This is a genomic window from Erwinia sp. INIA01 (assembly GCF_025947915.1).
GTDB lineage: Bacteria > Pseudomonadota > Gammaproteobacteria > Enterobacterales > Enterobacteriaceae > Erwinia > Erwinia coffeiphila.
Window position 1 is genome coordinate 51,189 of record NZ_JAPDNC010000005.1, and the last position, 24,562, is coordinate 75,750.

General features: G+C 55.5%; 24 protein-coding genes. 12 read left to right on the forward strand and 12 right to left on the reverse strand.

Going from position 1 to position 24,562, the window contains the following annotated elements; genetic code table 11:
• Positions 1–102: 102 nt before the first annotated feature.
• A complete protein-coding gene (gene chaB, locus OMR58_RS10405) occupies positions 103–333 on the reverse strand; it encodes a putative cation transport regulator ChaB (protein WP_200562666.1) in 231 nt (76 codons plus the stop codon).
• Positions 334–731: 398 nt separating this feature from the next.
• Here chaB and chaA point away from each other — a divergent pair, with 398 nt between their 5' ends.
• Complete coding sequence (gene chaA, locus OMR58_RS10410) at positions 732–1,823, forward strand: sodium-potassium/proton antiporter ChaA (protein ID WP_264545857.1); 1,092 nt, start codon at positions 732–734, stop codon at positions 1,821–1,823.
• 46 nt (positions 1,824–1,869) lie between these two features.
• Here the strand turns inward: chaA and OMR58_RS10415 are convergent, their stop codons facing one another.
• From OMR58_RS10415 to hemA, 7 genes are all read right to left on the reverse strand, one after another.
• Complete coding sequence (locus OMR58_RS10415; RefSeq protein WP_200562664.1) at positions 1,870–2,298, reverse strand: META domain-containing protein; 429 nt, start codon at positions 2,296–2,298, stop codon at positions 1,870–1,872.
• Between the two features lie 103 nt (positions 2,299–2,401).
• Positions 2,402–3,256, reverse strand: a complete 855-nt coding sequence (gene kdsA / locus OMR58_RS10420) for a 3-deoxy-8-phosphooctulonate synthase (RefSeq protein ID WP_105594357.1) — start codon at positions 3,254–3,256, stop codon at positions 2,402–2,404.
• 43 nt (positions 3,257–3,299) lie between these two features.
• On the reverse strand, positions 3,300–4,109 hold the full coding sequence (sirB1, locus tag OMR58_RS10425) for an invasion regulator SirB1 (protein ID WP_200562662.1): 810 nt from the start codon (positions 4,107–4,109) through the stop codon (positions 3,300–3,302).
• On the reverse strand, positions 4,106–4,504 hold the full coding sequence (locus OMR58_RS10430) for a SirB2 family protein (protein ID WP_105594355.1): 399 nt from the start codon (positions 4,502–4,504) through the stop codon (positions 4,106–4,108). Before OMR58_RS10430 ends, sirB1 begins: the two co-directional genes overlap by 4 nt.
• Before the next feature lie 9 nt (positions 4,505–4,513).
• A complete protein-coding gene (gene prmC / locus OMR58_RS10435) occupies positions 4,514–5,350 on the reverse strand; it encodes a peptide chain release factor N(5)-glutamine methyltransferase (RefSeq protein WP_264545858.1) in 837 nt (278 codons plus the stop codon).
• Entirely contained in the window at positions 5,350–6,432 is a 1,083-nt protein-coding gene (gene prfA / locus OMR58_RS10440; RefSeq protein ID WP_105594353.1) for a peptide chain release factor 1, read from the reverse strand. Before prfA ends, prmC begins: the two co-directional genes overlap by 1 nt.
• Before the next feature lie 40 nt (positions 6,433–6,472).
• The gene (gene hemA / locus OMR58_RS10445; protein WP_264545859.1) at positions 6,473–7,726 is read right to left on the reverse strand and encodes a glutamyl-tRNA reductase; all 1,254 of its coding nucleotides are present in this window, start codon (positions 7,724–7,726) and stop codon (positions 6,473–6,475) included.
• Positions 7,727–7,952: 226 nt separating this feature from the next.
• On the opposite strand from hemA, the gene lolB reads away from it, so the two are divergent.
• From lolB to prs, 3 genes are all read left to right on the forward strand, one after another.
• On the forward strand, positions 7,953–8,579 hold the full coding sequence (gene lolB, locus OMR58_RS10450) for a lipoprotein insertase outer membrane protein LolB (protein WP_264545860.1): 627 nt from the start codon (positions 7,953–7,955) through the stop codon (positions 8,577–8,579).
• Positions 8,576–9,439, forward strand: coding sequence for a 4-(cytidine 5'-diphospho)-2-C-methyl-D-erythritol kinase (ispE, locus tag OMR58_RS10455; RefSeq protein ID WP_264545861.1), 864 nt, complete (start codon positions 8,576–8,578; stop codon positions 9,437–9,439). Before lolB ends, ispE begins: the two co-directional genes overlap by 4 nt.
• A gap of 127 nt (positions 9,440–9,566) precedes the next feature.
• Positions 9,567–10,514, forward strand: coding sequence for a ribose-phosphate diphosphokinase (prs, locus tag OMR58_RS10460; protein ID WP_105594349.1), 948 nt, complete (start codon positions 9,567–9,569; stop codon positions 10,512–10,514).
• A 942-nt stretch (positions 10,515–11,456) separates the two neighbouring features.
• Here the strand turns inward: prs and OMR58_RS10465 are convergent.
• Entirely contained in the window at positions 11,457–12,347 is an 891-nt protein-coding gene (locus OMR58_RS10465) for a LysR family transcriptional regulator (RefSeq protein WP_200562681.1), read from the reverse strand.
• Between the two features lie 109 nt (positions 12,348–12,456).
• Between OMR58_RS10465 and OMR58_RS10470 the strand changes: the two genes are divergently transcribed.
• Both OMR58_RS10470 and OMR58_RS10475 read left to right on the forward strand, forming a co-directional pair.
• A complete protein-coding gene (locus OMR58_RS10470) occupies positions 12,457–13,914 on the forward strand; it encodes an MFS transporter (RefSeq protein ID WP_264545862.1) in 1,458 nt (485 codons plus the stop codon).
• 111 nt (positions 13,915–14,025) lie between these two features.
• Complete coding sequence (locus OMR58_RS10475) at positions 14,026–15,195, forward strand: GGDEF domain-containing protein (protein WP_264545863.1); 1,170 nt, start codon at positions 14,026–14,028, stop codon at positions 15,193–15,195.
• Between the two features lie 140 nt (positions 15,196–15,335).
• Here the strand turns inward: OMR58_RS10475 and ychH are convergent, their stop codons facing one another.
• A complete protein-coding gene (gene ychH / locus OMR58_RS10480; RefSeq protein ID WP_105594345.1) occupies positions 15,336–15,611 on the reverse strand; it encodes a stress-induced protein YchH in 276 nt (91 codons plus the stop codon).
• Between the two features lie 271 nt (positions 15,612–15,882).
• Between ychH and pth the strand changes: the two genes are divergently transcribed.
• The gene (gene pth, locus OMR58_RS10485; RefSeq protein ID WP_105594344.1) at positions 15,883–16,470 is read left to right on the forward strand and encodes an aminoacyl-tRNA hydrolase; all 588 of its coding nucleotides are present in this window, start codon (positions 15,883–15,885) and stop codon (positions 16,468–16,470) included.
• Between the two features lie 42 nt (positions 16,471–16,512).
• Here the strand turns inward: pth and OMR58_RS10490 are convergent, their stop codons facing one another.
• A complete protein-coding gene (locus tag OMR58_RS10490) occupies positions 16,513–17,994 on the reverse strand; it encodes a SulP family inorganic anion transporter (protein WP_264545864.1) in 1,482 nt (493 codons plus the stop codon).
• Positions 17,995–18,359: 365 nt separating this feature from the next.
• Here OMR58_RS10490 and ychF point away from each other — a divergent pair, with 365 nt between their 5' ends.
• Entirely contained in the window at positions 18,360–19,451 is a 1,092-nt protein-coding gene (gene ychF, locus OMR58_RS10495) for a redox-regulated ATPase YchF (RefSeq protein WP_105594342.1), read from the forward strand.
• 167 nt (positions 19,452–19,618) lie between these two features.
• On the opposite strand, the gene OMR58_RS10500 is transcribed toward ychF, so the two are convergent.
• Positions 19,619–20,413, reverse strand: a complete 795-nt coding sequence (locus tag OMR58_RS10500) for an AraC family transcriptional regulator (protein WP_200562650.1) — start codon at positions 20,411–20,413, stop codon at positions 19,619–19,621.
• Positions 20,414–20,490: 77 nt separating this feature from the next.
• On the opposite strand from OMR58_RS10500, the gene OMR58_RS10505 reads away from it, so the two are divergent.
• The 4 genes from OMR58_RS10505 to OMR58_RS10520 all read left to right on the forward strand — a co-directional run bounded on the left by OMR58_RS10505 (position 20,491) and on the right by OMR58_RS10520 (position 24,515).
• Positions 20,491–22,530, forward strand: coding sequence for an FUSC family protein (locus tag OMR58_RS10505; protein WP_264545865.1), 2,040 nt, complete (start codon positions 20,491–20,493; stop codon positions 22,528–22,530).
• The gene (locus OMR58_RS10510) at positions 22,520–22,735 is read left to right on the forward strand and encodes a DUF1656 domain-containing protein (RefSeq protein ID WP_264545866.1); all 216 of its coding nucleotides are present in this window, start codon (positions 22,520–22,522) and stop codon (positions 22,733–22,735) included. The genes OMR58_RS10505 and OMR58_RS10510 overlap by 11 nt, the downstream gene beginning before the upstream one ends.
• Positions 22,732–23,595 (forward strand): efflux RND transporter periplasmic adaptor subunit, encoded by an 864-nt coding sequence (locus OMR58_RS10515; RefSeq protein ID WP_264545867.1) that lies wholly within the window; start codon positions 22,732–22,734, stop codon positions 23,593–23,595. Before OMR58_RS10510 ends, OMR58_RS10515 begins: the two co-directional genes overlap by 4 nt.
• Positions 23,596–23,792: 197 nt before the next feature.
• Complete coding sequence (locus OMR58_RS10520) at positions 23,793–24,515, forward strand: alpha/beta fold hydrolase (protein ID WP_264545868.1); 723 nt, start codon at positions 23,793–23,795, stop codon at positions 24,513–24,515.
• Positions 24,516–24,562 lie beyond the last annotated feature (47 nt).

The following is a 24,562-nucleotide window of genomic DNA, read 5'->3' on the forward strand; positions in this document are numbered from 1 at the left end:
GTCCGCTTGAAAAACAAAAGCTCAACTTGTCCGGGTGAGCGACATTATTCTGGCATCAGCAAAACCTCACTTCGCCTTCGGTAAGCGGGTTGCATTTTGACATCAGCGCGTCTTGTGCCACTTATCATCGTCGCCTTTATGGTACTGGTGCTTCACTGCGGCCCAGGCCACTTTGTGGGCAACCTCCTCGCGTGAATCATCTCCACGGCGATCGTCGCTCTTTTTATACTGTTCCCAGGCGCTGTTAAATGCTTCTTTATAGATCTCCTGGGCATGTGCAGGCAGTACGTGTTTAACGGCATCAGGCAGCGCCTGGCGGGAATCGTAGGGCATTGTTGACCTCCTGAATGGGCATAAATCAATCACCGTTAAGCCTGGCGCACAGCCGTTTTTTTGCCACCGTATTTTTTTACAGGCCTGGATTGAATTTCTCATTACCGGGCACATTATCCGACTACAAAACTCACTACAAGCGGTTAATACCATCCAATCATTAGATTATAAAAAATAAACACCCTGATATTTCATTAGGATAAAAAGTTAATTATTAAAAATAAAGACTTCAGCATTAATTAACCCCAAGTCCGTAAAATCGCGTAAATTTTTGCCGCCGGGTTAAAAAAAAAGATTACACTTTCGCCACTTGTCACTGATACTTCAGTCACGACTTTAAGAGGCCCCCCGATTTCGTCGGTTTTGGGTCAGCGGATTTCGATAAGGAGCGTTAGCCTATGAGTGCCCACGAGAGCAGTAAAACCCGCCACACCGAGTACTCCCTGATCTTCCCCCTGGCCGCACTGCTGGTACTGTGGTTCTGGGGAAATACCACTTCGCTACCTGTCGTTGTCGGCATCAATATACTGGCGCTGGTGGCTATTCTCAGCAGTGCCTTTAGCGTAGTACGTCATGCCGACGTTCTGGCACACCGTCTGGGTGAACCCTACGGTTCACTTATTCTCAGTCTCTCAGTCGTTATTCTTGAGGTCAGCCTGATCTCCGCACTGATGGCCACCGGCGATGCCGCCCCGGCACTGATGCGCGACACGCTGTTCTCGATCATTATGATCGTTACCTGTGGCCTGGTCGGCTTTGCCCTGCTGCTCGGCGGCCGCAAATTCGCCACTCAGTACGTTAATCTCGTGGGTGTAAAACAGTATCTGATCGCCATCTTCCCGCTGGCAATTATCGTTCTGGTGCTTCCCGTGGCGCTTCCGGGCGGTAATTTCAGCGTTGCACAGGCGCTGCTGGTTTCAGCCATTTCAGCCGCCATGTACTGGGTGTTCCTGTTGATCCAGACCAAAACCCATCAGAACCTGTTTGTTTACGAACATGAAGACGATGACGGCGATCCGCACCACGGCAAGCCTTCCGTACACAGCAGTGCCTGGCATACCGCGTGGCTGATTGTGCATCTGATTGCGGTCATTGCCGTCACGAAAATGAATGCAAATCCGCTGGGTGAGTTGCTGACGGCGATGAATGCCCCGGAACAGTTTACCGGCTTCCTGGTGGCGCTGCTGATCCTGTCGCCGGAAGGACTGGGCGCGATTAAAGCGGTGCTGGCCAACCAGGTACAGCGCGCGATGAACCTGTTCTTTGGTTCGGTGCTGGCGACGATCTCTCTGACCGTGCCTGCGGTAACGATTATCGCCTCGCTGACCGGGCAGGAGCTGATTTTCGGCCTGGAGTCACCGCAGATTGTAGTCATGATTTCCGCTCTGATACTGTGCCAGATCTCCTTCTCTACCGGCCGCACCAACGTGCTGAACGGTGCTGCGCACCTGGCGCTGTTTGCCGCCTATTTGATGACGGTTATGCTGTAACGTAAAAAAGGCCGGGGTTCACCGGCCTTTTTTTATTCTTTACTGCTCAATTCTTTTCTGCGTTCTGCTCACCCCGATACACCAGCGTATGTCCAGCCCCATTCAACGTCAGAGTTTGCTGCTGTATTGTCACGCTGGCCCCCGCCGTCAGCACCTGACCCAGCAGTTGTTCCCACTGGTTAAGTTCACCATCGTGACACCGCATCCGGGTCGTTGCCAGCTGCGGAACCGTCAGTCGGCCCTGTTCGAGTTGCCCCTGTCCGAAGAAGCGGTTGCACATGACACCGCTGACTCTCAGACCCGGTGCAAAGCTAATGCCCGGACGTATCCCGGCACGTTGCTCAACGGGTTTGCTATCAACCGCACTCAGCACGAAGTACTGATTCAGCAGCTGCTGCTCATTTAAACGGTTGCCGTCACTACTACAGCCGCTGGCGACGAGCGTTGCCAGCATCAGCAGAATAGATTTCTTCATCATGGCTCCTTGAGTCAAACTTTCGGCCCACACTCCGGCGGGTAACGAGAAGAGCAGGAAAGAAAACGGGCCTGAAAATCAGGCCCGGAGAGATTACGCTGTCTTAGTTGCTGGTATCCAGCTCAGGGAAACTTTTGACCAGGTCGTCAATCGCCTTCATCTGCACCAGGAAAGGCTCCAGCTTGTCCAGCGGCAGCGCCGACGGGCCATCGCATTTGGCATTGGCAGGATCCGGGTGTGCTTCAATAAACAGACCGGCAATCCCCACCGCCATACCGGCACGAGCCAGTTCGCTCACCTGCGCGCGACGACCGCTGGAGGCTGCACCCATTGGGTCACGGCACTGCAGGGCATGGGTCACGTCGAAGATCACCGGGCTGCCGTTGGAAACCTGTTTCATCACGTTGAAGCCCAGCATGTCGACCACCAGGTTGTCGTAGCCGAAGTTAGCACCGCGATCGCACAGAATAACTTTATCGTTGCCGCCTTCCGCGAATTTATCCACGATGTTGCCCATCTGGCCCGGGCTGACGAACTGCGGTTTCTTCACGTTGATTACCGCGCCGGTTTTCGCCATCGCTTCCACCAGATCGGTCTGACGGGCAAGGAAGGCCGGAAGCTGGATAACGTCAACCACGTCCGCCACCGGCTGAGCCTGGCTGGCTTCGTGCACATCGGTGATGATTTTCACGCCGAAGGTTTGCTTCAGCTCCTGGAAGATTTTCATCCCTTCTTCCAGTCCCGGACCACGATAGGAGTGAATAGAAGAACGATTGGCCTTATCAAATGACGCTTTGAACACATAAGGAATACCCAGCTTCTGGGTTACGGTGACGTAATGTTCACAAATACGCATGGCCAGATCGCGGGATTCAAGCACGTTCATGCCACCAAACAGGACGAATGGCAGATCGTTTGCTACCGGGATATCACCAATGCTAACCACTTTTTGTTTCATGTCTTCGCCTTATGTCTTAGAGGTATTCACCGCGCACAGTGCATCAGTGCAGGGTTATCTGTTTCTGTTCAATGGAGTGGATCTGCAGCTTAATCATTTCACTCACCGGATCTTCCGGGCAGTGTTCCACAAAGTAAGCCAGATCGCTCAACGCCACGTGTTCGCATTCCAGCTGGGCGAAAATCAGCCCGCGATCGCGAATTTCATAGGGGTCTTCAGGGTCCATCTGTACCAGAACCTGGCTCACCTGTAGCGCCGTTTCCATCTGTTTTTCTTCCATCAGCGCGGCCTTCAACGTATCGAGCATTTTGCGCAGCACGGCCAGCGGCTCGGCTTCCTGCAAATCGTCATCGTACAATTCGGCAATCGGGCCGATATTGCCTTTCAGCCACACCTCAAGGGTATGTTCATCCAGCGTGTCACCGTTAAAGGGATTGATTAACCAGATATCTTCATCAATCCACTCGGCGCGCAGGATCAGCTGCGTGGGGAAAATAACCGGGCACAGCGGCAGCTCAAGCTGGCGGGCAATATGCAGGAATACAATCCCCAGCGACACCGCCGTTCCCTGACGGGTACGCAGTACATTATCCAGCCACAGAGAATCAGAGAGGCGATAGATACCGCCCGCACCGCCGAATCCCCACTGGTGCCAGAAAAGCTCAATCAGCTTCTCCAGCTGTAAATCGGCTTCAAGCTGCGGCGAAATAGTCGCACGCGCTTCGGCTACCAGCGCCGACAACTGCTCTCTGACGTTTTCAGCCGGAAAGTCGCTGCGAATGGCCAGCGATGCCGCGATAACCGCTTCACTCAGCGGGGCGGCAGTAAAATCAAAATCAGCTAAGGACGTCATACAAACCCCAACAGTGGCATTTTAGTTGTGGCTAACCGGACAATCGCATAAACCGCGACCAGGGCCACAATGAACGCTATCCAGCGCACTTTCTGCGCACGCGGACGTCGTCCGAGGGCAATAAAGCCCAGTGCAATATAGATAATAACGCCAAACAGCTTCTCAGTCAGCCAGCTGCCCTGTGGCGAGAACGGGTAAAAGTGGGTAATCGTGACCAGCAGCACACCGGACAGCAGCAGTAGCGTGTCATTGATGTGCGGCACAATACGAACCCAGCGACGCTGCAGCATGGCAGACTGGCGCTGTAACCACCAGAAACGTAAAACAAACATCAGCACGGTAATGCAAACCGTCAGCAGATGGAAATGTTTTAGCGGAAGATACCATGTAGCCATGTTGACTCCTTACTCAGCCAGTTTCTGTCCAAAGGTCACGCGATCGTTACCGCCGTAATCCTGACAGGTTTCTACTGCGGTAAAGTGGTTATCGCGCAATATCTGGCGAACCTCCTCAGCCTGCTGCCAGCCATGTTCCAGCAGCAGCCAGCCTTCAGGGTGCAGATGCTGCCCGGCAGCGGCGGCAATCAGTTTGATATCGGCCAGACCGCGATCGCCCGCGACCAGCGCGCTGGCCGGTTCGAAACGCACGTCGCCCTGGCTGAGATGGCCGTCCTCGGCATCAATATAAGGAGGATTACTGACGATGATGGCAAACTGCTGCCCGGTCAGTGCTGAGAACCAGTTGCTTTGCAGGAAACGCGCATTGTTCAGCGACAGCTTTGTGGCGTTATAACGGGCGAGTTCGACGGCATCGGCAATGCGATCGACGCCGGTGACCTGACAGTCGGGCCGTTCGCTGGCGATCGCCAACGCAATAGCCCCGGTCCCGGTGCCGAGATCCAGCACCGCACAGGCACTCTGCGGCAAGCGCGCCAGCGCCTGCTCAACCAGCACTTCACTGTCCGGACGCGGGATCAGCGTATGGGGAGAGACGCACAACGGCAGCGACCAGAATTCACGCTCACCGATGAGATAGGCCACCGGTTCGCCTGCCGCACGACGCGTCAGCAGGGCATCGAGCCGCGCCAGCTGGTCGGCATCCAGTTCGCTATCGTCGAAGGCGATCAGCCAGCTGCGCGATTTTCCCGTTACCCAGCCGAGCAGTATTTCCGCATCACGCTTAGGGCTGTCGCCGCCTGCCAGGCGGATGATGGCCTCACGCAGCCAGGCTCGGATCTGCATCAGTCCTGCCCGGCGAGGGCTGCCAGCTGATCGGCCTGATATTCCTGCACGATAGGCTCGATCAGCGAATCCAGTTTACCTTCCATCGCCTCATCCAGGCGGTAGATAGTCAGGTTGATTCGATGATCGGTAACGCGCCCCTGCGGGAAGTTATAGGTGCGGTTACGGTCGGAACGATCGCCGCTGCCCAACAGGTTGCGACGCGTGGAGGACTCTTCCTGCTGACGGCGGGCCATTTCAGCGGCGCGGATACGCGAACCCAGCACGCCCAGCGCTTTGGCTTTGTTTTTATGCTGCGAACGTTCGTCCTGGCACTCCACCACAATACCGGTTGGCAGGTGGGTAATACGGATGGCGGAGTCGGTGGTGTTAACGTGCTGGCCGCCCGCGCCGGAAGAACGGAAGGTATCGATTTTCAAGTCTGACGGGTTGATATCCGGCAGTTCGGCTTCCGGCAGCTCCGGCATCACCGCCACGGTGCAGGCGGAGGTATGAATACGGCCCTGGGATTCGGTTTCCGGCACGCGCTGTACGCGATGGCCGCCGGATTCAAACTTCAGGCGACCGTAGGCACCCTCACCGACCACTTTGGCGATCACTTCTTTAAAGCCGCCGTGCTCGCCTTCGTTGGCGCTCATGATTTCTACTTTCCAGCGACGCGCTTCAGCATAGCGGCTGTACATACGGAACAGATCGCCCGCGAAGATCGCCGCTTCGTCACCGCCGGTTCCGGCGCGCACTTCCAGATAGCAGTTGCGCTCATCGTCAGGATCTTTCGGCAGCAGCAGCACCTGCAGCTGCTGTTCCAGCTCCTCGCTGGCTTCGCGCGCTTCTTTTAATTCTTCCTGCGCCATATCGCGCATTTCCGCATCGTCGAGCATCATCTCGGCGGTTTCAATATCTTCCTGGGTCTGCTGCCACCGGCGGAAACACTGACTGACGTCGGTCAGCTGAGCATATTCACGTGACAGCGCACGGAAACGTTCCTGATCGGCAATCACACCGGCATCACCCAGCATCGCCTCGACTTCTTCGTGACGTTCCTGTAATGCTTCCAGTTTGGCAACAATAGAAGGCTTCATTCGTGTAGTTTTACCTTGTTAATAGAGGCTTGAAACGCTATTACAGCCCGAGGCTGTCGCGTAAAATTTGCAGACGTTCGCCATCGCCATCGCGTGCGGCCTGCTGAAGAGATTTGGTTGGGGCATGGATCAGACGGTTGGTCAGCTTATGCGCGAGGTCGCGAATGACCTCTTCCGCATTACCGCCGTTTTGCAGCGCGGCCAGCGCGCGCGCCTCCAGCTCACTGCGGACCTGGTCGGCCTGAGAACGATATTCGCGAATGGTTTCCACCGCGCCCTGTGCGCGCAGCCATGACATAAATTCGCTGCTTTCCTGCACCACGATCGTTTCGGCCTGTACCGCCGCCGCTTTGCGCTGTGCAAGGTTGCTTTCGATGATTGCCTGCAGGTCGTCCACGCTGTACAGATAGGCGTTAGGTAATTTACCCACTTCCGGCTCAACGTCGCGCGGTACGGCAATATCCACCAGCAGCATCGGCTGGTTACGGCGCTGCTTCAGCGCCCGCTCAACCATGCCTTTACCAATAATCGGCAGCGGGCTGGCGGTGGAGCTGATAATGATGTCGGCTTCGGCCAGGCGAGAATCAATGTCCGGCAGGCTAATCACTTCAGCACCCACCTCATCGGCCAGCACCTGAGCGCGTTCGCGGGTACGGTTGGCAATCATCAGTTTACTGACCTTGTGTTCACGCAGATGGCGGGCCGCCAGTTCAATGGTTTCGCCCGCGCCAACCAGCAGTACGGTGACCGTGGAAAGTGATTCGAAAATCTGCCGCGCCAGGCTACAGGCCGCGAACGCCACTGAAACGGCGCTGGCACCGATTTCGGTTTCAGTACGCACGCGTTTGGCCACCGAAAACGACTTCTGGAACATCCGCTCCAGTTCGCTGGAAAGAGAATGGCCGCGCTGGGAGTCGGCAAAGGCTTTCTTCACCTGCCCGAGGATTTGCGGTTCGCCAAGCACCAGAGAATCCAGACCGCTGGCCACGCGCATCAGGTGGCTGACTGCGCCATCGTCATGATGCCAGTAGAGGCTTTTATGCAGGTCTTCCGGGCTTAACTGATGGTAATCGCACAGCCATTTGGTCAGCTGCTCTTGCAAATTCTCCTGCTGTTCTACACTGAGATAGATTTCAGTGCGGTTGCAGGTGGAGAGCACCACGCCACCCTGCACCAGCGGCTGCGCCAGCAGGCTGTTTAAAGCCTGGTCAAGCGTATCCGGCGCGAACGTAACACGTTCACGCAGCGCAACAGGAGCGGTTTTGTGATTAATGCCAAGAGCCAGTAACGTCATGGTGCCAGATTGGGTATATCCCACAGTTGATAGGGTTTTCTGAAGCGCATTCTACAAGATGCGCGGGATCAATAAAAGTCATGCGTGGCCTATCCCTGCAACAAGATTTACCTGTTGTAGCGCAAATCAGACAATTTGAGCGTTGACGCCGCCCGGCAAGCTGGTTAGCGTGAGCGGTTGATTGCGGCAAGTATGCCCGAATTACGTCCGAGGAGTTGACCTGATAATGTTATTGTCGAATCGCCGCCTGATGCGGCTTATTCCCCTTGCCAGCGTGCTGCTGGCGGCCTGTAGCATCACGCCAGAGCCACAGACTCCCGGCCAGAGCCCGACCTCACCGCAGTGGCGCGACCATCAGCAGGCGGTGGAAAAAATTACTCAGTATCAAACTCGCGGTGCCTTTGCTTTCCTTTCCGACCAGCAGAAAGTTTATGCCCGCTTTAACTGGCAGCAAACCGCCCCGGACCGCTATCGCCTGCTGCTGACCAATCCGCTGGGCAGTACCGAGCTACAGCTCGACCAGCAGGGCCAGGTGGCGCAAATCGTGGATAACAAAGGTAAGCGCTACGTCAGCCGCGATGCCGCGCAGATGATCTCACAGCTGACCGGCATGACCATTCCGCTGGATAATTTACGTCAGTGGATCCTTGGCCTACCGGGCGATGCCACCGACTACTCGCTTGACGACCAGTATCACCTGCGCGAGCTGAACTACAGCCAGGACGGCAAAACATGGCACGTGACCTATCAGGGCTACGACAGCAAACAGAACCCGACGCTGCCGTCAAACCTGGAACTGCAGGAAGGCAGCCAGCGCATCAAGTTGAAAATGGATAGCTGGACCGTTAAATGATCGAACAGTGGCCCTCACCGGCAAAACTAAATTTATTTCTCTATATCACCGGCCGTCGTGAAGACGGCTATCATAATCTGCAAACGTTGTTCCAGTTTCTGGACTACGGTGACACGCTGACCATTACCGCCGACAGCAGCGGTGAACTAAAACTGTTAACGCCGGTTGTCGGCGTGCCGGATGAACAGAACCTGATTGTTCGCGCCGCCCGACTGCTGCGCGAGAAGGCAGCAGCGCGCGGCACCCTGCCCGCCAATGCCGGAGCCAGCCTGGCGGTAGATAAACGCCTGCCAATGGGCGGCGGCCTGGGCGGTGGTTCGTCTAACGCGGCTACGGTGCTGGTTGCGCTGAATCACCAGTGGCAGACCGGTTTCAGTTTTGAAGAGCTGGCGGCGCTGGGCCTGAGCCTCGGTGCCGACGTACCGGTGTTCGTGCAGGGGTTTGCAGCCTATGCAGAAGGCGTGGGTGAAAAGCTAACGCCCGTCTCCCCGGAGGAAAAATGGTATCTGGTCATGCACCCCGGCGTCAGCGTGGCGACCCCGGTGGTGTTCAACGATCCGTTATTGACCAGAGATACGCCATATCGGCAAATCAATGAGCTGTTAGAGGCCGATTTCCGCAATGATTGTGAGGCCGTCGTCAGAAAACGTTTCCGCGAGGTTGAACAGCTTGTTTCCTGGCTGCTAGAATATGCGCCGTCGCGCCTGACTGGAACGGGTGCTTGTGTGTTTGCTGAATTTGACACCGAGTCCGCCGCACGCCAGGTGCTTGAGCTGGCCCCGAAAGAATTGCAGGGATTCGTAGCGCGAGGCGCAAACGTTTCGCCGCTTCACCGCATTCTTTCAGAGCATTCGAGCTGAAGTGACAGCGTCACCATGATCCGGACGCTGCACCAGGCTCATTTAACACCCGCATGAAATCGTCAGTGGTCTTGCGCCAACCCTGACTTAATTTCATTCTCTCGACGCAAAGCCTGAGGTTCTTCTCGTGCCTGATATGAAGCTTTTTGCTGGTAACGCCACCCCGGAACTAGCACAACGTATTGCCAACCGCCTTTACACCAGCCTGGGCGACGCCGCCGTCGGTCGTTTCAGCGATGGTGAAGTGAGCGTACAGATTAATGAAAATGTACGCGGTGGTGATATTTTCATCATCCAGTCCACCTGTGCCCCAACCAACGATAACCTGATGGAACTGGTTGTGATGGTTGACGCCCTGCGTCGTGCTTCCGCTGGTCGTATTACAGCGGTCATTCCGTATTTTGGCTATGCCCGTCAGGACCGCCGCGTGCGCTCTGCTCGTGTACCCATTACTGCTAAAGTGGTTGCTGATTTCCTGTCAAGCGTTGGCGTTGACCGCGTTCTGACCGTTGATCTGCACGCCGAACAGATTCAGGGCTTCTTCGACGTTCCGGTTGATAACGTTTTCGGTAGCCCGATTCTGCTGGAAGATATGATGCAGATTGGCCTGGAGAACCCGATTGTGGTTTCCCCGGACATTGGCGGCGTAGTTCGCGCCCGTGCCATTGCCAAGCTGCTGAACGATACCGATATGGCGATTATCGACAAGCGCCGCCCACGTGCTAACGTGTCTCAGGTGATGCATATCATCGGTGACGTTGCTGGCCGTGACTGCGTACTGGTTGACGATATGATCGATACCGGCGGCACCCTGTGCAAAGCGGCGGAAGCGCTGAAAGAGCGTGGCGCCAAGCGTGTATTCGCTTATGCCACTCACCCAATCTTCTCCGGTAACGCGGTTGAGAACCTGCGTCATTCGGTGATTGATGAGGTTGTGGTGTGCGATACGATTCCGCTGCCAGAAGAAATTAAAGCGCTGCCAAACGTGCGCACCCTGACGCTGTCAGGCATGCTGGCGGAAGCGATTCGTCGTATCAGCAACGAAGAATCCATTTCTGCGATGTTTGAGCATTAATTCACTGGCCGGGTTATTCCGGCCGGTTTGTTTTTAGCGTTCAGTTTTATATAGCCGCTGTCTTTCGGGACGGCGGTTTTTTTGTTTTGGTTGCTAACGGACAGGTACTTTTGGGCCGGTTTGCGCCACTGCCGAACGATCATTGCTGCGGCTTCCGGGTTTTGGGGCCAGTCTGCGCCACTGCCGGGCGGTCCTCACGCCGCTTCGCGGTTCCTTCGGTTACGGCATCTGGCCTGTCGGACCGGTGAAGATGGTGCATCCATGCACCAGCTTCACCTGACGCCAACGTCCTTGTTGGCGTCTCCTGGCCATCTGCCTCCACCTCAGCGCTGCGGATTACCCGGCAGTGGCGCAGACCGGCCCTCTTGACTAAATGGCGTCGCTGTTGATGAGTAACGGATTAAAAACCTCTTGAATTCAACAAGTGTTGATAACCCATTTCGTATTTCGTAGCGCATTTCCATTGATTTTCATTCAATCAAATAGCGTCATTGAATCAATCCATCCCAGATCTTGCTCAATAGCGAAGCTTCGTAACCGAACTCATCCCGATGTTGCTCTGTAATGACAGGTAACATCATATTAAATAAGCAGACTCGTAGAACCTACCCTCAGCATACACACCTAATTTGGAATTTGATCACCAGGTCGGCCAGGCAGAATAAGCGTCGTTATTTTTTCGCAACCAACACAGAATTTAAAAGCAGACTGGCGGGTCCATCGGTTGGGCAATCCACAGCGCTGAACGGAGTAAGGAAGCCAGGATTCACCCGCAGGACGCGGGTGAAAGTCAGAGCCGGGCCATGGACGGCCCGTCTCTGACGGTCCGACCGGCTGACGCACGAAGTGAAGGCACCGCGAAGCGGCGCGAGGACCAGCCCAACCGATGGACCCGCCAGTCAGCGCAAACACCGAAGTTGCAGAAAACACCTAAGCAGCAAATCACCGATCCAACCCGATATGCTCCGCAAGATAATCAATAAACACCCGCAACTTCGGTAACAAATGCCGATTCCCCGGCCACAGCAGCGAAAACTGCCCTCCGGCACTGATACAATCATCCAGAGCACAAACCAACTCCCCGCTATCCAGATACTCCTGCACCGAAAAATCCGGCACGTAAATCAACCCAAGCCCACGCCGGGCGGCCGAAATCTGCGCTTCAAGATTATTGAACACCAGCGACCCCTGCAGCGTAAGCTGACGCGCATCAACGCCGTCAAACTGCCAGGGCTGAAGCTGACCGCTGCCGGAAAACCGGTACAGCAGGCATTCATGATCGCTCAGATCGGCAGGCTGCTGCGGCCGGCCACGACGGGAAAAATAATCGGCGGAGGCAACAAGGCAAAAACGAAAGCCCCCCAGCCGCCGCGCCTTCAACCGTGAATCGGCAAAGTCACCGCTGCGCAGCACCGCGTCATAACCCTCACCAATCACATCCACCAGACGATCGTTGAAATCAAGATCCAGCTCAATATCCGGGTACTGCGCGGTGAACCCGGGCAGCAGAGGCAGCAAAAGACGGTAGCCAATCGCCGGAAAACTCAGCCGCAAACGTCCGCGCGGGGCGGACATCAACCGCGACAGCTCCTGCTCGGCCTCCTCCAGCTCCTGCACAATGCGCTGGCTGCGCTCATAAAACAGCGCCCCCTCTTCCGTCAGGCTCAGGCTGCGCGTACTACGGTTGAACAGGCTCACCCCGAGGCTGCTTTCCAGCCGCGCCACGCTTTTACCCACCGCCGACGCCGATACGCCAAGGCGCTCTGCCGCCGAAGCGAAACTCCCCGCCTGCGCAGCTTTCACAAAGGCCGTCAAACCACTCAGACTTTCCACGCTGCTCATTCGATACTTTTTGTCCTTTATCTTCGGCCATTCGGCCTGTTTATCACCCACACATGCCAATCTATCCTGCTTTTTTGACTGATGAAAGCGGAGATAAAAAATGAGTTCCCTGACACTTGAAGCCCAAAGCAGCCGCTGGAGCGTGCTGGCCGTTTGCAGCGCGGCGCTGATGCTGCCGCTGAGTTTTTCTGCCGGGGTCATCGCCACGCCAGCGATTGCCGTTCATCCCGGCGGTTCTCCCCTCGCGCTGAGTTGGATAACCAACTCATTCCTGCTCAGCTTCGGCAGTTTGCTGATGGCCGCTGGCTCCCTGGCCGATCGCTATGGCCGCAAGCGCCTGTTTATCAGCGGCGTATTGGTATTCACCCTGCTTTCACTGCTGACCCCATGGCTGCCTTCAGTAGTCTGGCTGGATATTGTTCGCGCGCTACAAGGGGCGGCTGCCGCTGCCGCACTGGCCGGAGGTTCAGCAGCCATGGCCAACAGTTTTAACGGCGAAGCGCGCGCCCGGGCTTTTAGCATGCTGGGAACCAGTTTCGGCGTGGGGCTGGCGGCGGGACCGGTGGTGGCAGGAATGTTGATGCAGGCGGCGGGCTGGCACAGCGTTTTCCTCTGCTGTGCCCTGTTTGGTGCGGTGGCATTACTTTTTGGCACCCGCTATCTGGCCGAGTCACGCAACCCCGACCCGCAGCCGCTGGACTGGGCCGGTATCATCACCTTCAGCACCGCGCTGACGCTGTTTACCTGGGGATTATTGCAAATGGCCGACGGCGGCAGTACGCCGCTCACCCGCATTCTGCTGCTGGCTTCCCTGCTGACGGGTGCGCTGTTTGTCTTTATTGAGCGGCGCACGGCCTTCCCGATGCTCGACCTCAGCCTGTTCCGCTACGGCCGCTTCGTTGGTGTACAACTGTTGCCGGTCGCGACCTGCTACTGTTTCGTGGTACTGCTGGTGCTGCTGCCGCTACGATTTATGGGATTTTACGGCTATGACGCTTTAACCACGGGTTTGCTGATGTTAGCCATCTCGCTGCCAATGCTGATTATTCCCTCGATCGCGGTCAGTCTGACCCGCCGCTACCATCCCGGCACGGTCAGCGCGGGTGGTCTGCAGCTGGCCGCTGCGGGTATCGGGCTGCTGAGTGTGGTAACGCCGCAAAGCTCGCTGCTGTTAACCCTGCTGGCGATGTTACTGATCGGAACAGGTAGCGGGCTGCCGTGGGGGCTGATGGACAACCTGTCGGTCAGCGTGGTGCCGCCGCAGCGTGCGGGTATGGCGACCGGAATTTTCAGTACGGTGCGCGTAGCCGGGGAAGGCGTGGCGTTGGCAAGCGTCAGCAGTCTGTTTACCTTTTTGCTGGCCCGCCTGGCAAATCTTCACCACGCCTCTGCCGAATCGCTACCGACATTGAGTGCCGGATCGGCCATCGACTCCGCACTGTTACCGATGGCGGAGCACGCCTTCGCACAGCTGCTTTGGGTACTTTTGGTTGTTACCGTGATCTGTGCCATCGCGATCTGGCTGTGCCTGGTTCCCCGGGGTAAGCAGATTAATTAAGCGGATAGTGATGCCGGACAGTTTTTTTTAGCAATTTGGCATAACCCCCCCTTTTGAGGACCATTTATTAATGCTACTTTGCTCGAATTGACTTAATCGGAATATTCTTATATGGCGCTAGACGTCGCAACCCTGTTTATCTGCGAGCTGTACGTACTGCTGTTTCTTATCGTCATCACCGCCTTTGCCTGGAGCGGCGCACAGTACGATAAAGTGTTGGGATTTAACTGTATCTCGCTGATTGTCAGTGTTATTGCCGTCTGGTTAAGCAGCCTTCGTAGCGAAGGCCTGCTGTTCTGGTCAGTGGCGGTGGGCAATATCTGCGTGCTGCTGGCCTATGGTCTGTTACTCAGCGCCTTTCGCGCCTTTCGAGGCGCGCGGTGCGGCTACGACTGGACGCTGGGCATGGTGCTCTGGGGCGTGCTGTGCCTGTTCCCGTGGTTCTGGAACTCAATGCACAACCGGATTCTGGTTTCCTGCCTGATGTGTATTATCTACACCGCAGCGATGATCCGCGAACTGCACCGCGCGCGTGCCATGCTACCGGTGACCTTCTGGCCCGCCCGACTTCTGCTGTGGATACATCTTCTGTTTAGCGTTTTGCGGGCGCTACTGGACGGCGGCATACCCAGCCCGCTCTACGGGGCGATTGGCGGTTCGACCTTCTCGGTTTATGTCATCCTGGAATCAATACTGATTGTGATCGGCATGAGTTTTACCCTGATGGCGATGGTTAACGAACGCACACTGATCAAGTACAAACAGGCTTCGCTGCTCGATCCGCTGACCGGCGTCTGGAATCGCCGTGCGCTGTTTGAAAAAGCCGACCAGCTGGCAAACCCTGCCAGCGCCGCCCGCGAGATCACCGTGATGTTGTTCGATCTCGACCACTTTAAAAGCATCAACGACCGCTATGGTCACTATCATGGCGATCAGGTGCTGATCGATTTTTGCCACAAAGTGGTCACTGAGCTACCCGCGGACAGCTTTTTTGCCCGGCTTGGGGGCGAGGAATTTGCTGCCATTGTTTTATGCGATGAAAAAGTGGGTATGGAAACGGCAGAGCGGATTCGTCAGATAATAGAAGCTTCGAGACCGCAGCAGGTGCACTACAGCGTCAGCATTGGCGTTGCCAGCAGCTCTTATGGACCCCTGCTCGTGGATTCACTGATTGCTGCGGCGGATGATGCGCTGTATCAGGCCAAAGCAGCCGGACGTAATCAGATAAAGGTGTATCATCCGGACGAACAGCGGTTACAAACCCTGCCGGTAGCCGGTTAAACAATTGACGGACGAGCTTCGCTGTCTCAAGCTGATGGCTTTAACTACGCCTGAACAAGACATAATGCCCGCGAAGGCGGGCATTAATGAAGGTCAGCAAAGCTAGATGATTTAACCCTATTGTCCACTGCGGGACTTAATTAGTGCTGGCGATTACCCTGACGGCAGCGTTTATCGCCGCAGTGACGCACCCAGTAGTAGCGGTCGGCAATTTTTTCCCGTCCGCTAACGCGGGCACCAACCAACCACAGCAGCGCACCGATGAAGATACTGAAAATCGCCCCATGCACCATAAACTGCGGTAACTGCAGCTGCGGCATCTGATTAAGAACCGAGTAACCTACCCCGAAAATCATCACCACTAAACCCAGCACCATCAGGGCGTTGCCCATTACATGTGTATGTTTACGTTTCATTACGCACCTCCAGACGGTTTAACAGGGCAAATTCCATTGCCAGATGTCCATAGTGTAGGAAATCGTCTGGGCTCTCGTTGCGGGCGTGATCACATTTATTGCTAAATCTTTGACAGTTCTTTACATCTAATCGACTGAATTTGTATAGAAAATGTATTATCACGCTGACTAACTATCTGCCATTCGCAGAGAGCGTCCGGTGGCCTTTGAGTTATCCCTTCCGCTTCAGTAAACTACCTGCCTTAATTCGTACGCTTCAGGAAAATACACCGTGAGCAGCATCAAACTGATTGTTGGCCTTGCCAATCCCGGCGCTGAATACGCCGCTACGCGCCATAATGCCGGCGCCTGGTATGTTGATTTGCTGGCTGAACGTCACAATCAGTCGCTAAAGGAAGAAAGTAAATTTTATGGCTACACCGCGCGATTGAATATCGGCGGTGAAGATGTGCGCCTGCTGGTGCCGACCACCTTTATGAACCTCAGCGGTAAAGCCGTGGCGGCGATGGCGACGTTTTATCGCATCGCGCCGGAAGAGATTCTGGTCGCGCACGACGAGCTGGACCTGCCGCCGGGCGTGGCAAAATTCAAACAGGGCGGCGGCCACGGCGGGCACAACGGCCTGAAAGATATCATCAGCAAGCTGGGTAATAACCTGAACTTCCACCGCCTGCGCATCGGCATCGGCCATCCTGGCGATCGTAATAAAGTGGTGGGATTCGTGCTGGGTAAACCGATGGCCTCTGAACAGCCGCTGATTGATAACGCCATTGACGAAGCGGCGCGCTGCACCGAAGTGTGGCTGAAGGAAGATAAGCTGAAGGCAATGAACCGCCTGCACAGCTATAAAGCGGGTTGATAGCAGCAGGCCCGGATTCGGGCCTGCTTGCGACGCTCTACGTCAGGCGTCGTTGCTGGCGACCTTATAATCGGGGTCGTCCAGTTCATGCGTACAGTATGGCCCCGCCTTTTTCAGCAGGCTGATGCAGTCCTCGCTGAGATGGCGCAGGCGAAGGGTTTTTCCTGCTTCCAGATAGCGCGCGGTCAGCTTATCAATCGCCTCCACGCCGCTGGAATCCATCACCCGGGTACGCGCAAAATCAATCACCACCCGATCCGGGTCCTGCTGCGGATCGAACAGCTCCTGGAAACTGGTTGTCGAACCAAAGAACAGCGGCCCCTCCAGACGATAGGTTTTCTGCCCTTCTTCACTCTCCTGCGCGACGATAGTGATGCGCGCATGCTGCCAGGCAAAGACCAGCGCGGAGATAATCACCCCGCAAATCACCGCCATCGCCAGATCGGTAAAGATCGTCACCAGCGTCACGGCAATCATTATCACCGCATCCGCTTTCGGCATCCGCTTCAGGCGCTTGATTGAACTCCACTCAAAGGTATTGATGCACACCACAAACATAATCCCGGCCAGTGCCGCCACCGGCAGCAGCGCGATGTACTGCGACAGGCTGACAACAAACAGAATCAGCAGTACGGCACCGACCAGGTTTGAGATGCGCCCGCGGCCGCCGGAGGTGAAGTTAATAATCGACTGGCCGATCATCGCGCAGCCCGCAAAACTGCCGAAGAAGCCGCACAGCGTATTGCCGATGCCCTGTGCCACGCACTCCTGATTACCCGCGCCTTTTTTGCTGCCCATTTCATCCAGCACCGCCAGCGTCAGCAGCGACTCGATCAGTCCGACCAGCGCAATCACCACCGAATACGGCAGCACGATTTTCAGCGTTTCCCAGCTCACCGGCACCTGCGGCAGGTGGAACATCGGCAGCGTGCCGGAGATATCCGCCAGATCGCCAACGCGTTTGGTATCCAGCCCAAAGCCAATGGCGATCGCGCTAATCACGAGCAGCGCCGCCAGCGAACCGGGAATAATTTTGGTCACTTTCGGGAACAGCCAGACAATCAGCATCGCCAGCGCGACCAGCGCGTACATCATCGGCCCCTGCCCTTTAATCATCGGGAACTGCGCCAGCATAATGACAATCGCCAGACCGTTAACAAAGCCATAAATCGCCGGCTGCGGCACCAGACGGATAAACTTGCCCAGCTTGAGCACGCCAATCGCCAACTGAATCAGCCCGGCGAGGATGCTGGCCACCAGCACATACTCGTAGCCGTGCTGGGTAATCAGGCTAATCAGTACCACCACGATCGACCCGGCCGCACCGGAGATCATTCCCGGCTTGCCACCGAAGAAGGCGGTGATAATGCCGAGGATAAAGGCGGTATGCAGGCCGATAGTCGGCGACAGCCCGGCCAGCAGGGAAAAGGCAGTCGCTTCCGGGATCAGCGCCACCGAGACGACAGCACCGGCCAGCACGTCATTTTTGACGTCTCTCGCCCTGAAATTGCTCAGGTTAAACATGTTATTTCCAGTTATTTTTTACAGACAGAAGTTCTGCACCGCGCGATTCAGGCTATCAGCGGGTACAGCGGACTCGTTCATGCGACGAGTGAAGGCAACGGATCCGTTGCGCAGAAGGGAGCATTCTCAGGGTGGCGTAAGCAGGAAGCAATGCATCTGCGCGGTTCTCCGATAAGGGTAAAGATATGTCAGTATGGGAAATTGTGAAGGCGATCTCAAGTTAAACCTGCCCGGGGCGCGACAAATCAACGCCATCGCAGCCGGTTTTACGTGTATAATGCGCGGAAACTTTTAAGACACTGTCTGTGACAACATTGAGGTATTTAACAATACCTTGATTATCAAGCTATTAAGGTGATTCAAACATGGGATTCAAATGCGGTATTGTGGGCCTGCCAAACGTCGGGAAATCCACCCTGTTCAATGCGTTAACCAAAGCGGGCATCGAAGCAGCTAACTTCCCGTTCTGCACCATTGAGCCGAATACCGGCGTAGTGCCAATGCCTGACTCACGTCTGGATCAGCTGGCCGAAATCGTTAAGCCGCAGCGCATTCTGCCAACCACCATGGAATTCGTGGATATCGCGGGCCTGGTTAAAGGCGCATCTAAAGGTGAAGGCCTGGGCAACCAGTTCCTGACCAACATCCGTGAAACCGAAGCGATTGGCCACGTGGTGCGCTGCTTTGAGAACGACAACATTATTCACGTGAATAACAAGGTCGATCCGGCGGACGATATCGAAACCATCAACACCGAGCTGGCGCTTTCCGACCTTGATACCTGCGAACGTGCCCTGCAGCGCGTGCAGAAGAAAGCCAAAGGCGGCGATAAAGACGCGAAAGCCGAACAGGCCGCGCTGGAAAAATGCCTGCCGCAGCTGGAAAAAGCTGGCATGCTGCGCGCGCTGGACCTGAGCGAAGAAGACAAAGCGGCCATCCGCTACCTGAGCTTCCTGACTCTGAAGCCAACCATGTACATCGCGAACGTCAACGAAGACGGCTTCGAGAACAACCCGTACCTGGATAAAGTGCGCGAAATCGCCGCCGCTGAAGGTTCCGTTGTGGTTCCAGTGTGCGCTGCCGTTGAGTCTGATATTGCCGAGCTGGAAGACGGCGACCGCGAAGAGTTTATGGCCGAGCTGGGTATTGAAGAGCCGGGCCTGAACCGCGTGATCCGCGCTGGTTATGCCCTGCTGAACCTGCAAACCTACTTCACCGCTGGCGTGAAGGAAGTGCGTGCCTGGACTATCCCTGTTGGTGCGACCGCGCCACAGGCCGCCGGTAAAATCCACACCGACTTCGAAAAAGGCTTTATCCGCGCGCAGACCATCGGTTTTGACGACTACATCGCCTGCAAGGGTGAACAGGGTGCGAAAGAAGCCGGTAAGATGCGTTCAGAAGGTAAAGACTACATCGTGAAAGATGGCGATGTGATGAACTTCCTGTTTAACGTGTAACCGGATTCTGTTGTCTCATGCGCTCTCGAAGCATCGCATGAAGACTGACAAACCCTATAAAATCCACGCAACGGCGTGGATTTTTTATTGATGCCATTAAATTACCGAGTTTCTGCGTGACGCAACGCCTGTCAAAAACCTGACACCGCAGCAAACATCCCGCTAACTCAAGCATTCGCCGCTCTTTGAACCGCAAAATACTGCGCCGGCGTGCTGCCCATCGTTTTTCTGAACATGGTGATAAACGCGTTAACCGACTCATAGCCCAGATTAGCCGCCACGTTTTGTACCGATACGCCGCTTGCCAGCTCCCGGAGCGCAATGATCAGATGCAGCTGCTGGCGCCACCGCCCGAAGGTCAGGCCGGTTTCACGCAGCATCAAACGGGCTAATGAACGCTCGCTGATTGCCAGCCGCTTTGCCCAGACTTTAAACGTGCTCCGGTCTTCCGGCTGGCTGACCAGCGCATCGGCCATGGCGCGAATTTTAGGGTGCGTCGAAACCGGCAGGCTTAATTTCTGCTGTGGCATGGTTACGAGTTCGTCGAGCGTCACTCTGGTCAGTCTGCCAGCATGACTCTCCGCCGCGTAATCAACGTCCTCATTCGTTAAACGCTCAACTAACTCTTTAATCAGCGGTGAAATCGCCAGCGTGCAGCATTTCTCCGGCAGATCGGCAGCGCCAGGTTCAATAAATAAGTAGTTGAGATGGGCATTCCAGGTAGCTTTGGCACTATGCGGGATGCCTCCTGGAATCCACATTGCGCAATCCGGCGGCACTATCCAGATATCATTTTCGGCACGGCAAATCACCGCGCCATACAGGGCGATGATCAACTGCCCTTTACGGTGCGTGTGAACCGGCACTTCTGCTGCGTAGTCCACGAAGTCGATTTGGCGTGCGACGGCCGGGACGGGCGTGCTGTCGGGATCGAACAGAGTATGGGCAAGTCTGGATGGCATAGCGTTGGCAACATTTAGGTATTTTTTGACAGAATAGAGTATTTAAGGACATGTGCAAACCGTGAATAATCCCGGGCATGAGCAAAATAAACCTTCATTACAGACATTCTCTGCACGCGATAAGTCGCTGGCCGTGGCGCATCACCTCTCCCACGCTGCTTGGCGATGCCCATGCCCTGCTCTATTCCGTCAGGAGTTTTGCGGCCGCGATGCTCGCGTATTATATCGCCCTGTCGATCGGTCTTGATCGCCCCTCCTGGGCCATCATCACCGTCTATGTCGTTTCGCAAACGTCAGTCGGTGCGTCACTGAGCAGGAGCCTTTATCGCCTGGCGGGCACCGTGGCAGGCGCGGCGGCAACGGTGTTGATCGTGCCGACATTTGTGAATATGCCCATCCTGTGCAGCGTGATGCTGACCGGCTGGATAACCTTTTGCCTCTGGTTATCGCTGCTTGAACGCACACCCCGCGCCTATGCCTTTGTGTTGGCCGGTTACACCGCAAGTCTGATTGGTTTTCCCGCCGTCTCCGATCCTGGCTCGGTGTTTACTATCGCTATCGTCCGCGTACAGGAGATAACGATCGGCATCCTTTGCGCGGCACTGATTCACCGATACATTTTGCCCACCCGCATATCCGGGTTGTTTAACAACAAATTAGCGCAAGTGATGCACACCGCGCGACGGCGGATTGCCGACACCCTGGCAGGCAGGTCCGATGCGGTGTCAGAACCGCTGCACCTCGCACTGGCCCTGCAGTTTCTACAGGGCATCAGCCACCACATCCCGTATGATTTTTCCCTTTCGGCTCCCGTCCGTCAGGCAAGGAAAGCACTTCATGACCGGCTGGCACGGTTAGTGATTGTGAACAGTGAATTACACGATCGCTTACGGACAATCGCGAATATGCCAGCCGATATACAGACGCTGCTGGGTGATATTCAGGCCTGGCTTACCAGCGACGATACCGGGAAACACAAAAGCGCGGCGGATGCGCTACAAAAACGCAGCGCGCAGTTGATGGCGTCGCACGCAGCACAGGCACTGACGTTTGAGGACGCGCTGCGGGCGAATTTCGTTGGCTATATCGCTGAGTTGATCGCCCTTATACAACAGTGTGAGCGCCTTTCGGATGCCATCCGTCACGCAAAACCCACCCTCACGCTGGAGGAAGGTAGCGCAGTGAAGGGGTATGTTTTCCATCGCGATCCTTTAAGTGCTGGCCGAACGGCACTGGGGGCGTTCGCTATCATCCTCGGTGGCTGTCTGCTCTGGATTTTCTCAGCCTGGCCAGAGGGCGGCACGGCCGTATCCATTCTTGGGGTTTGCTGCACGCTGTTTGGCAGTTTCGATACGCCAGCCCCGCATATCGTGAAATACATTATCGGCTCCGTGTGGGGCGTACTGATAAGCCTTGTCTACAGCTTCGCCCTGCTGCCACAGGTCAGCGATTTCCCCGTTCTGGTGGCCGTTTTCGCCCCCGCTTTTCTGTTTGCCGGGTCGCTCCAGGCGCGGCCGCCAACAACCTTTATGGCGATGGGGATCACGTTAACGTTGCCTGTGCTATGTGAACTGGGTGCGCACTACACCGGCGACTTCGCCAGTGCGGCCAACACGGCTATCGCGTTATTTTTCGCGACAGGCTTCGCGGTTATCAGCATGAGCCTGCTGCAAACCGTCCAGGCAGACGCAGCGATTAAACGCCTGCTGAAACTTTGCCAGCGCGATATTCGACGCAGCGTGAACGGCGTTTTTAAAGGCAATGAGACGCACTGGACCAATCTGATGATTGACCGGGCTGCCCTGCTATTGCCGCGTTTACAGCGCAGCGGGCCGTCCTCCGCACTGGCACTCGATCATCTGTTGCACTTTCTGCGCATTGGTCTTTGCGTCATGCGCCTGCGCCGCTGCGCCATCCCCGCGGGCTGCGAAATCAACGAGTTGCTGCATTGCCTCACCTGCACCACCCAGATCGACGCTTTACGCGAGCAAATTCGGGCAATGGCAGAATTTTGCCTGCCCGCCGCAGACGAACAATCGCGCCAGTTCGCCGACGGGCTTGTCGATCTGCATTGCGCATTAAGGATGCAGGATAAGGAACCCGCCAATGATCAATGACATCAATATCGGGGGCGTGTTTATCCCCGGCCTGCTGGTGACAGCGCTCGCCGCTCTGGTCTGCACGCTTTCACTTGTACCGCTTTTCTCTTTCAGCCGAGTTTATCGCCGCCTGCCCTTTCGCCCGCTGATAGATTTTTCGGCGTATGTCGTTACCTTTTTCCTGCTCTTACAGGGTCTGACCATTTTGGGGTTATTCGCATGAAATCTTTACTCTCTTTGCTGGCACGTTACGCACTGACATTCACGGCCGTGGCGGTGGCATCAGTTCTGGCATTTATTTTATGGAAGCACTATGCGCAAACACCCTGGACCCGGGATGGGCGAGTTCGCGCAGATGTGGTGCAAATTGCACCGGATGTTTCCGGGCCGGTGAGCAGTGTGGCTGTCCGCGATAATCAGTGGGTTAACCGTGGTGATGTACTTTATGCTGTCGATCCGCACTGGCTGAAGCTGGCCGTGCTCAGCGCACAGGCCGATGTTGAAGCAAAACGCCATGAGATGCTGATGCGTCAGGATGCCGCCAGGCGACGTGCGTTGATCAAAGGTGCGATTTCCGGCGAGGACATCCGGCAAACGGGCAGTACGGCCAGCATCGCGGCGGCCAATTATCAGGGTGCACTGGCCGCGCTTGAGCTGGCGCAGCTGAATTTATCCCATGCCACCGTTCGCGCACCCGTTACGGGCTACGTCACCCACCTCCGGCTGCGCCCCGGCGACTATGCCACGGCGGGAGAAACAAAAGTTGCGATTATCGATGCAAAAAGTTTTTGGGTGGTGGGCTATTTTGAAGAGACGAAACTGCGTCATATCCGCGTTGGCAGCAGCGCGCAGATTTCACTGATGGGGTTTGACCCGCTCATTTCGGGGCACGTGGAGAGTATCGGACGTGGGATCGGTGACAACAACGACGAGACGGGCGCGCTTGGACTGCCGGATGTCAATCCGACGTTTAACTGGGTGCGCCTCGCCCAGCGCGTACCGGTGCGTATCCAGTTAGATACCTTGCCCGCCGGGATTGAGTTAGTGGCAGGGCTGTCCGCCAGCATCCTTATTTTGAATTAGGCAGGTTTTGATCGATGCGGGACGCGGGTTGCGCCCGCTCTTTGGCAGGAGCGGACGGCGAAAACACCTTTCTGCGTAGTTCAGCGCGGAACTGTTCAACTGTTATGCAAATAGTCGCATTTACTGATTATTTTCTTTCTCATCAGCGATGAGTAAGATTCCATTTCGCACAATTAGCCCTATAGCAGGAATTCCTAATGACCGAAAAGTACGTTTTAATCCATGGTGCATGGCAAGGCGAGTGGGCATGGCTGTCAGTTGCTGAAAAACTTCGATCTGAAGGGAAGGAAGTTCTTACTTTTGATCTGCCGGGAAGCGGGCAAGACTTAACATTACCAGGAAATGTAACGCTTGAAGGTTATGCAGAGACAATCATTTCCCGAGCAAGTAAATTTTCCACTGCAGGTGATGTTACTCTGGTCGGTCACAGTATGGGGGGCGCGGCTGTAACTCTTGCTGCGGCTTTAGCACCGGAACTATTTAGTCGTATTGTGTATGTATGTGCGTTCGCCCCTCGAACGGGGGAATCAGTAGCAGGATTGGGTGAGGAAAGTAATCAATTAGGTGTAACTGGGCCCAAGGCTGATATAAATTTAGAAGATGGTATTGCTACACTAACACCTGAATACATCCCCGGCACATTTTTCAATGACTGTAGGGAAGATAAATACCAGCATCTTCTGCAATATTTCAGACCCCAGCCATTGGGACCGGTTATCACACCATTAATTTCTGGAGTCGAGTCGATACCACTCGCCAGGACATTCATCATTTGCACTCAAGACAGAGCGGTGTCTCCTGCGCTTCAGCACTATATGGCTGAAAGAGCTGGAATCAGTGATATTCGCGTTTTGGAAAGTGGGCATGAACCCTTTATCAGTGTTCCAGACGAACTAGTCCGGCACTTGGTAACAATTTAATATTTTTTATAAAAAACCGTAAAATTGCGGTTTTTTCAATTTAATTT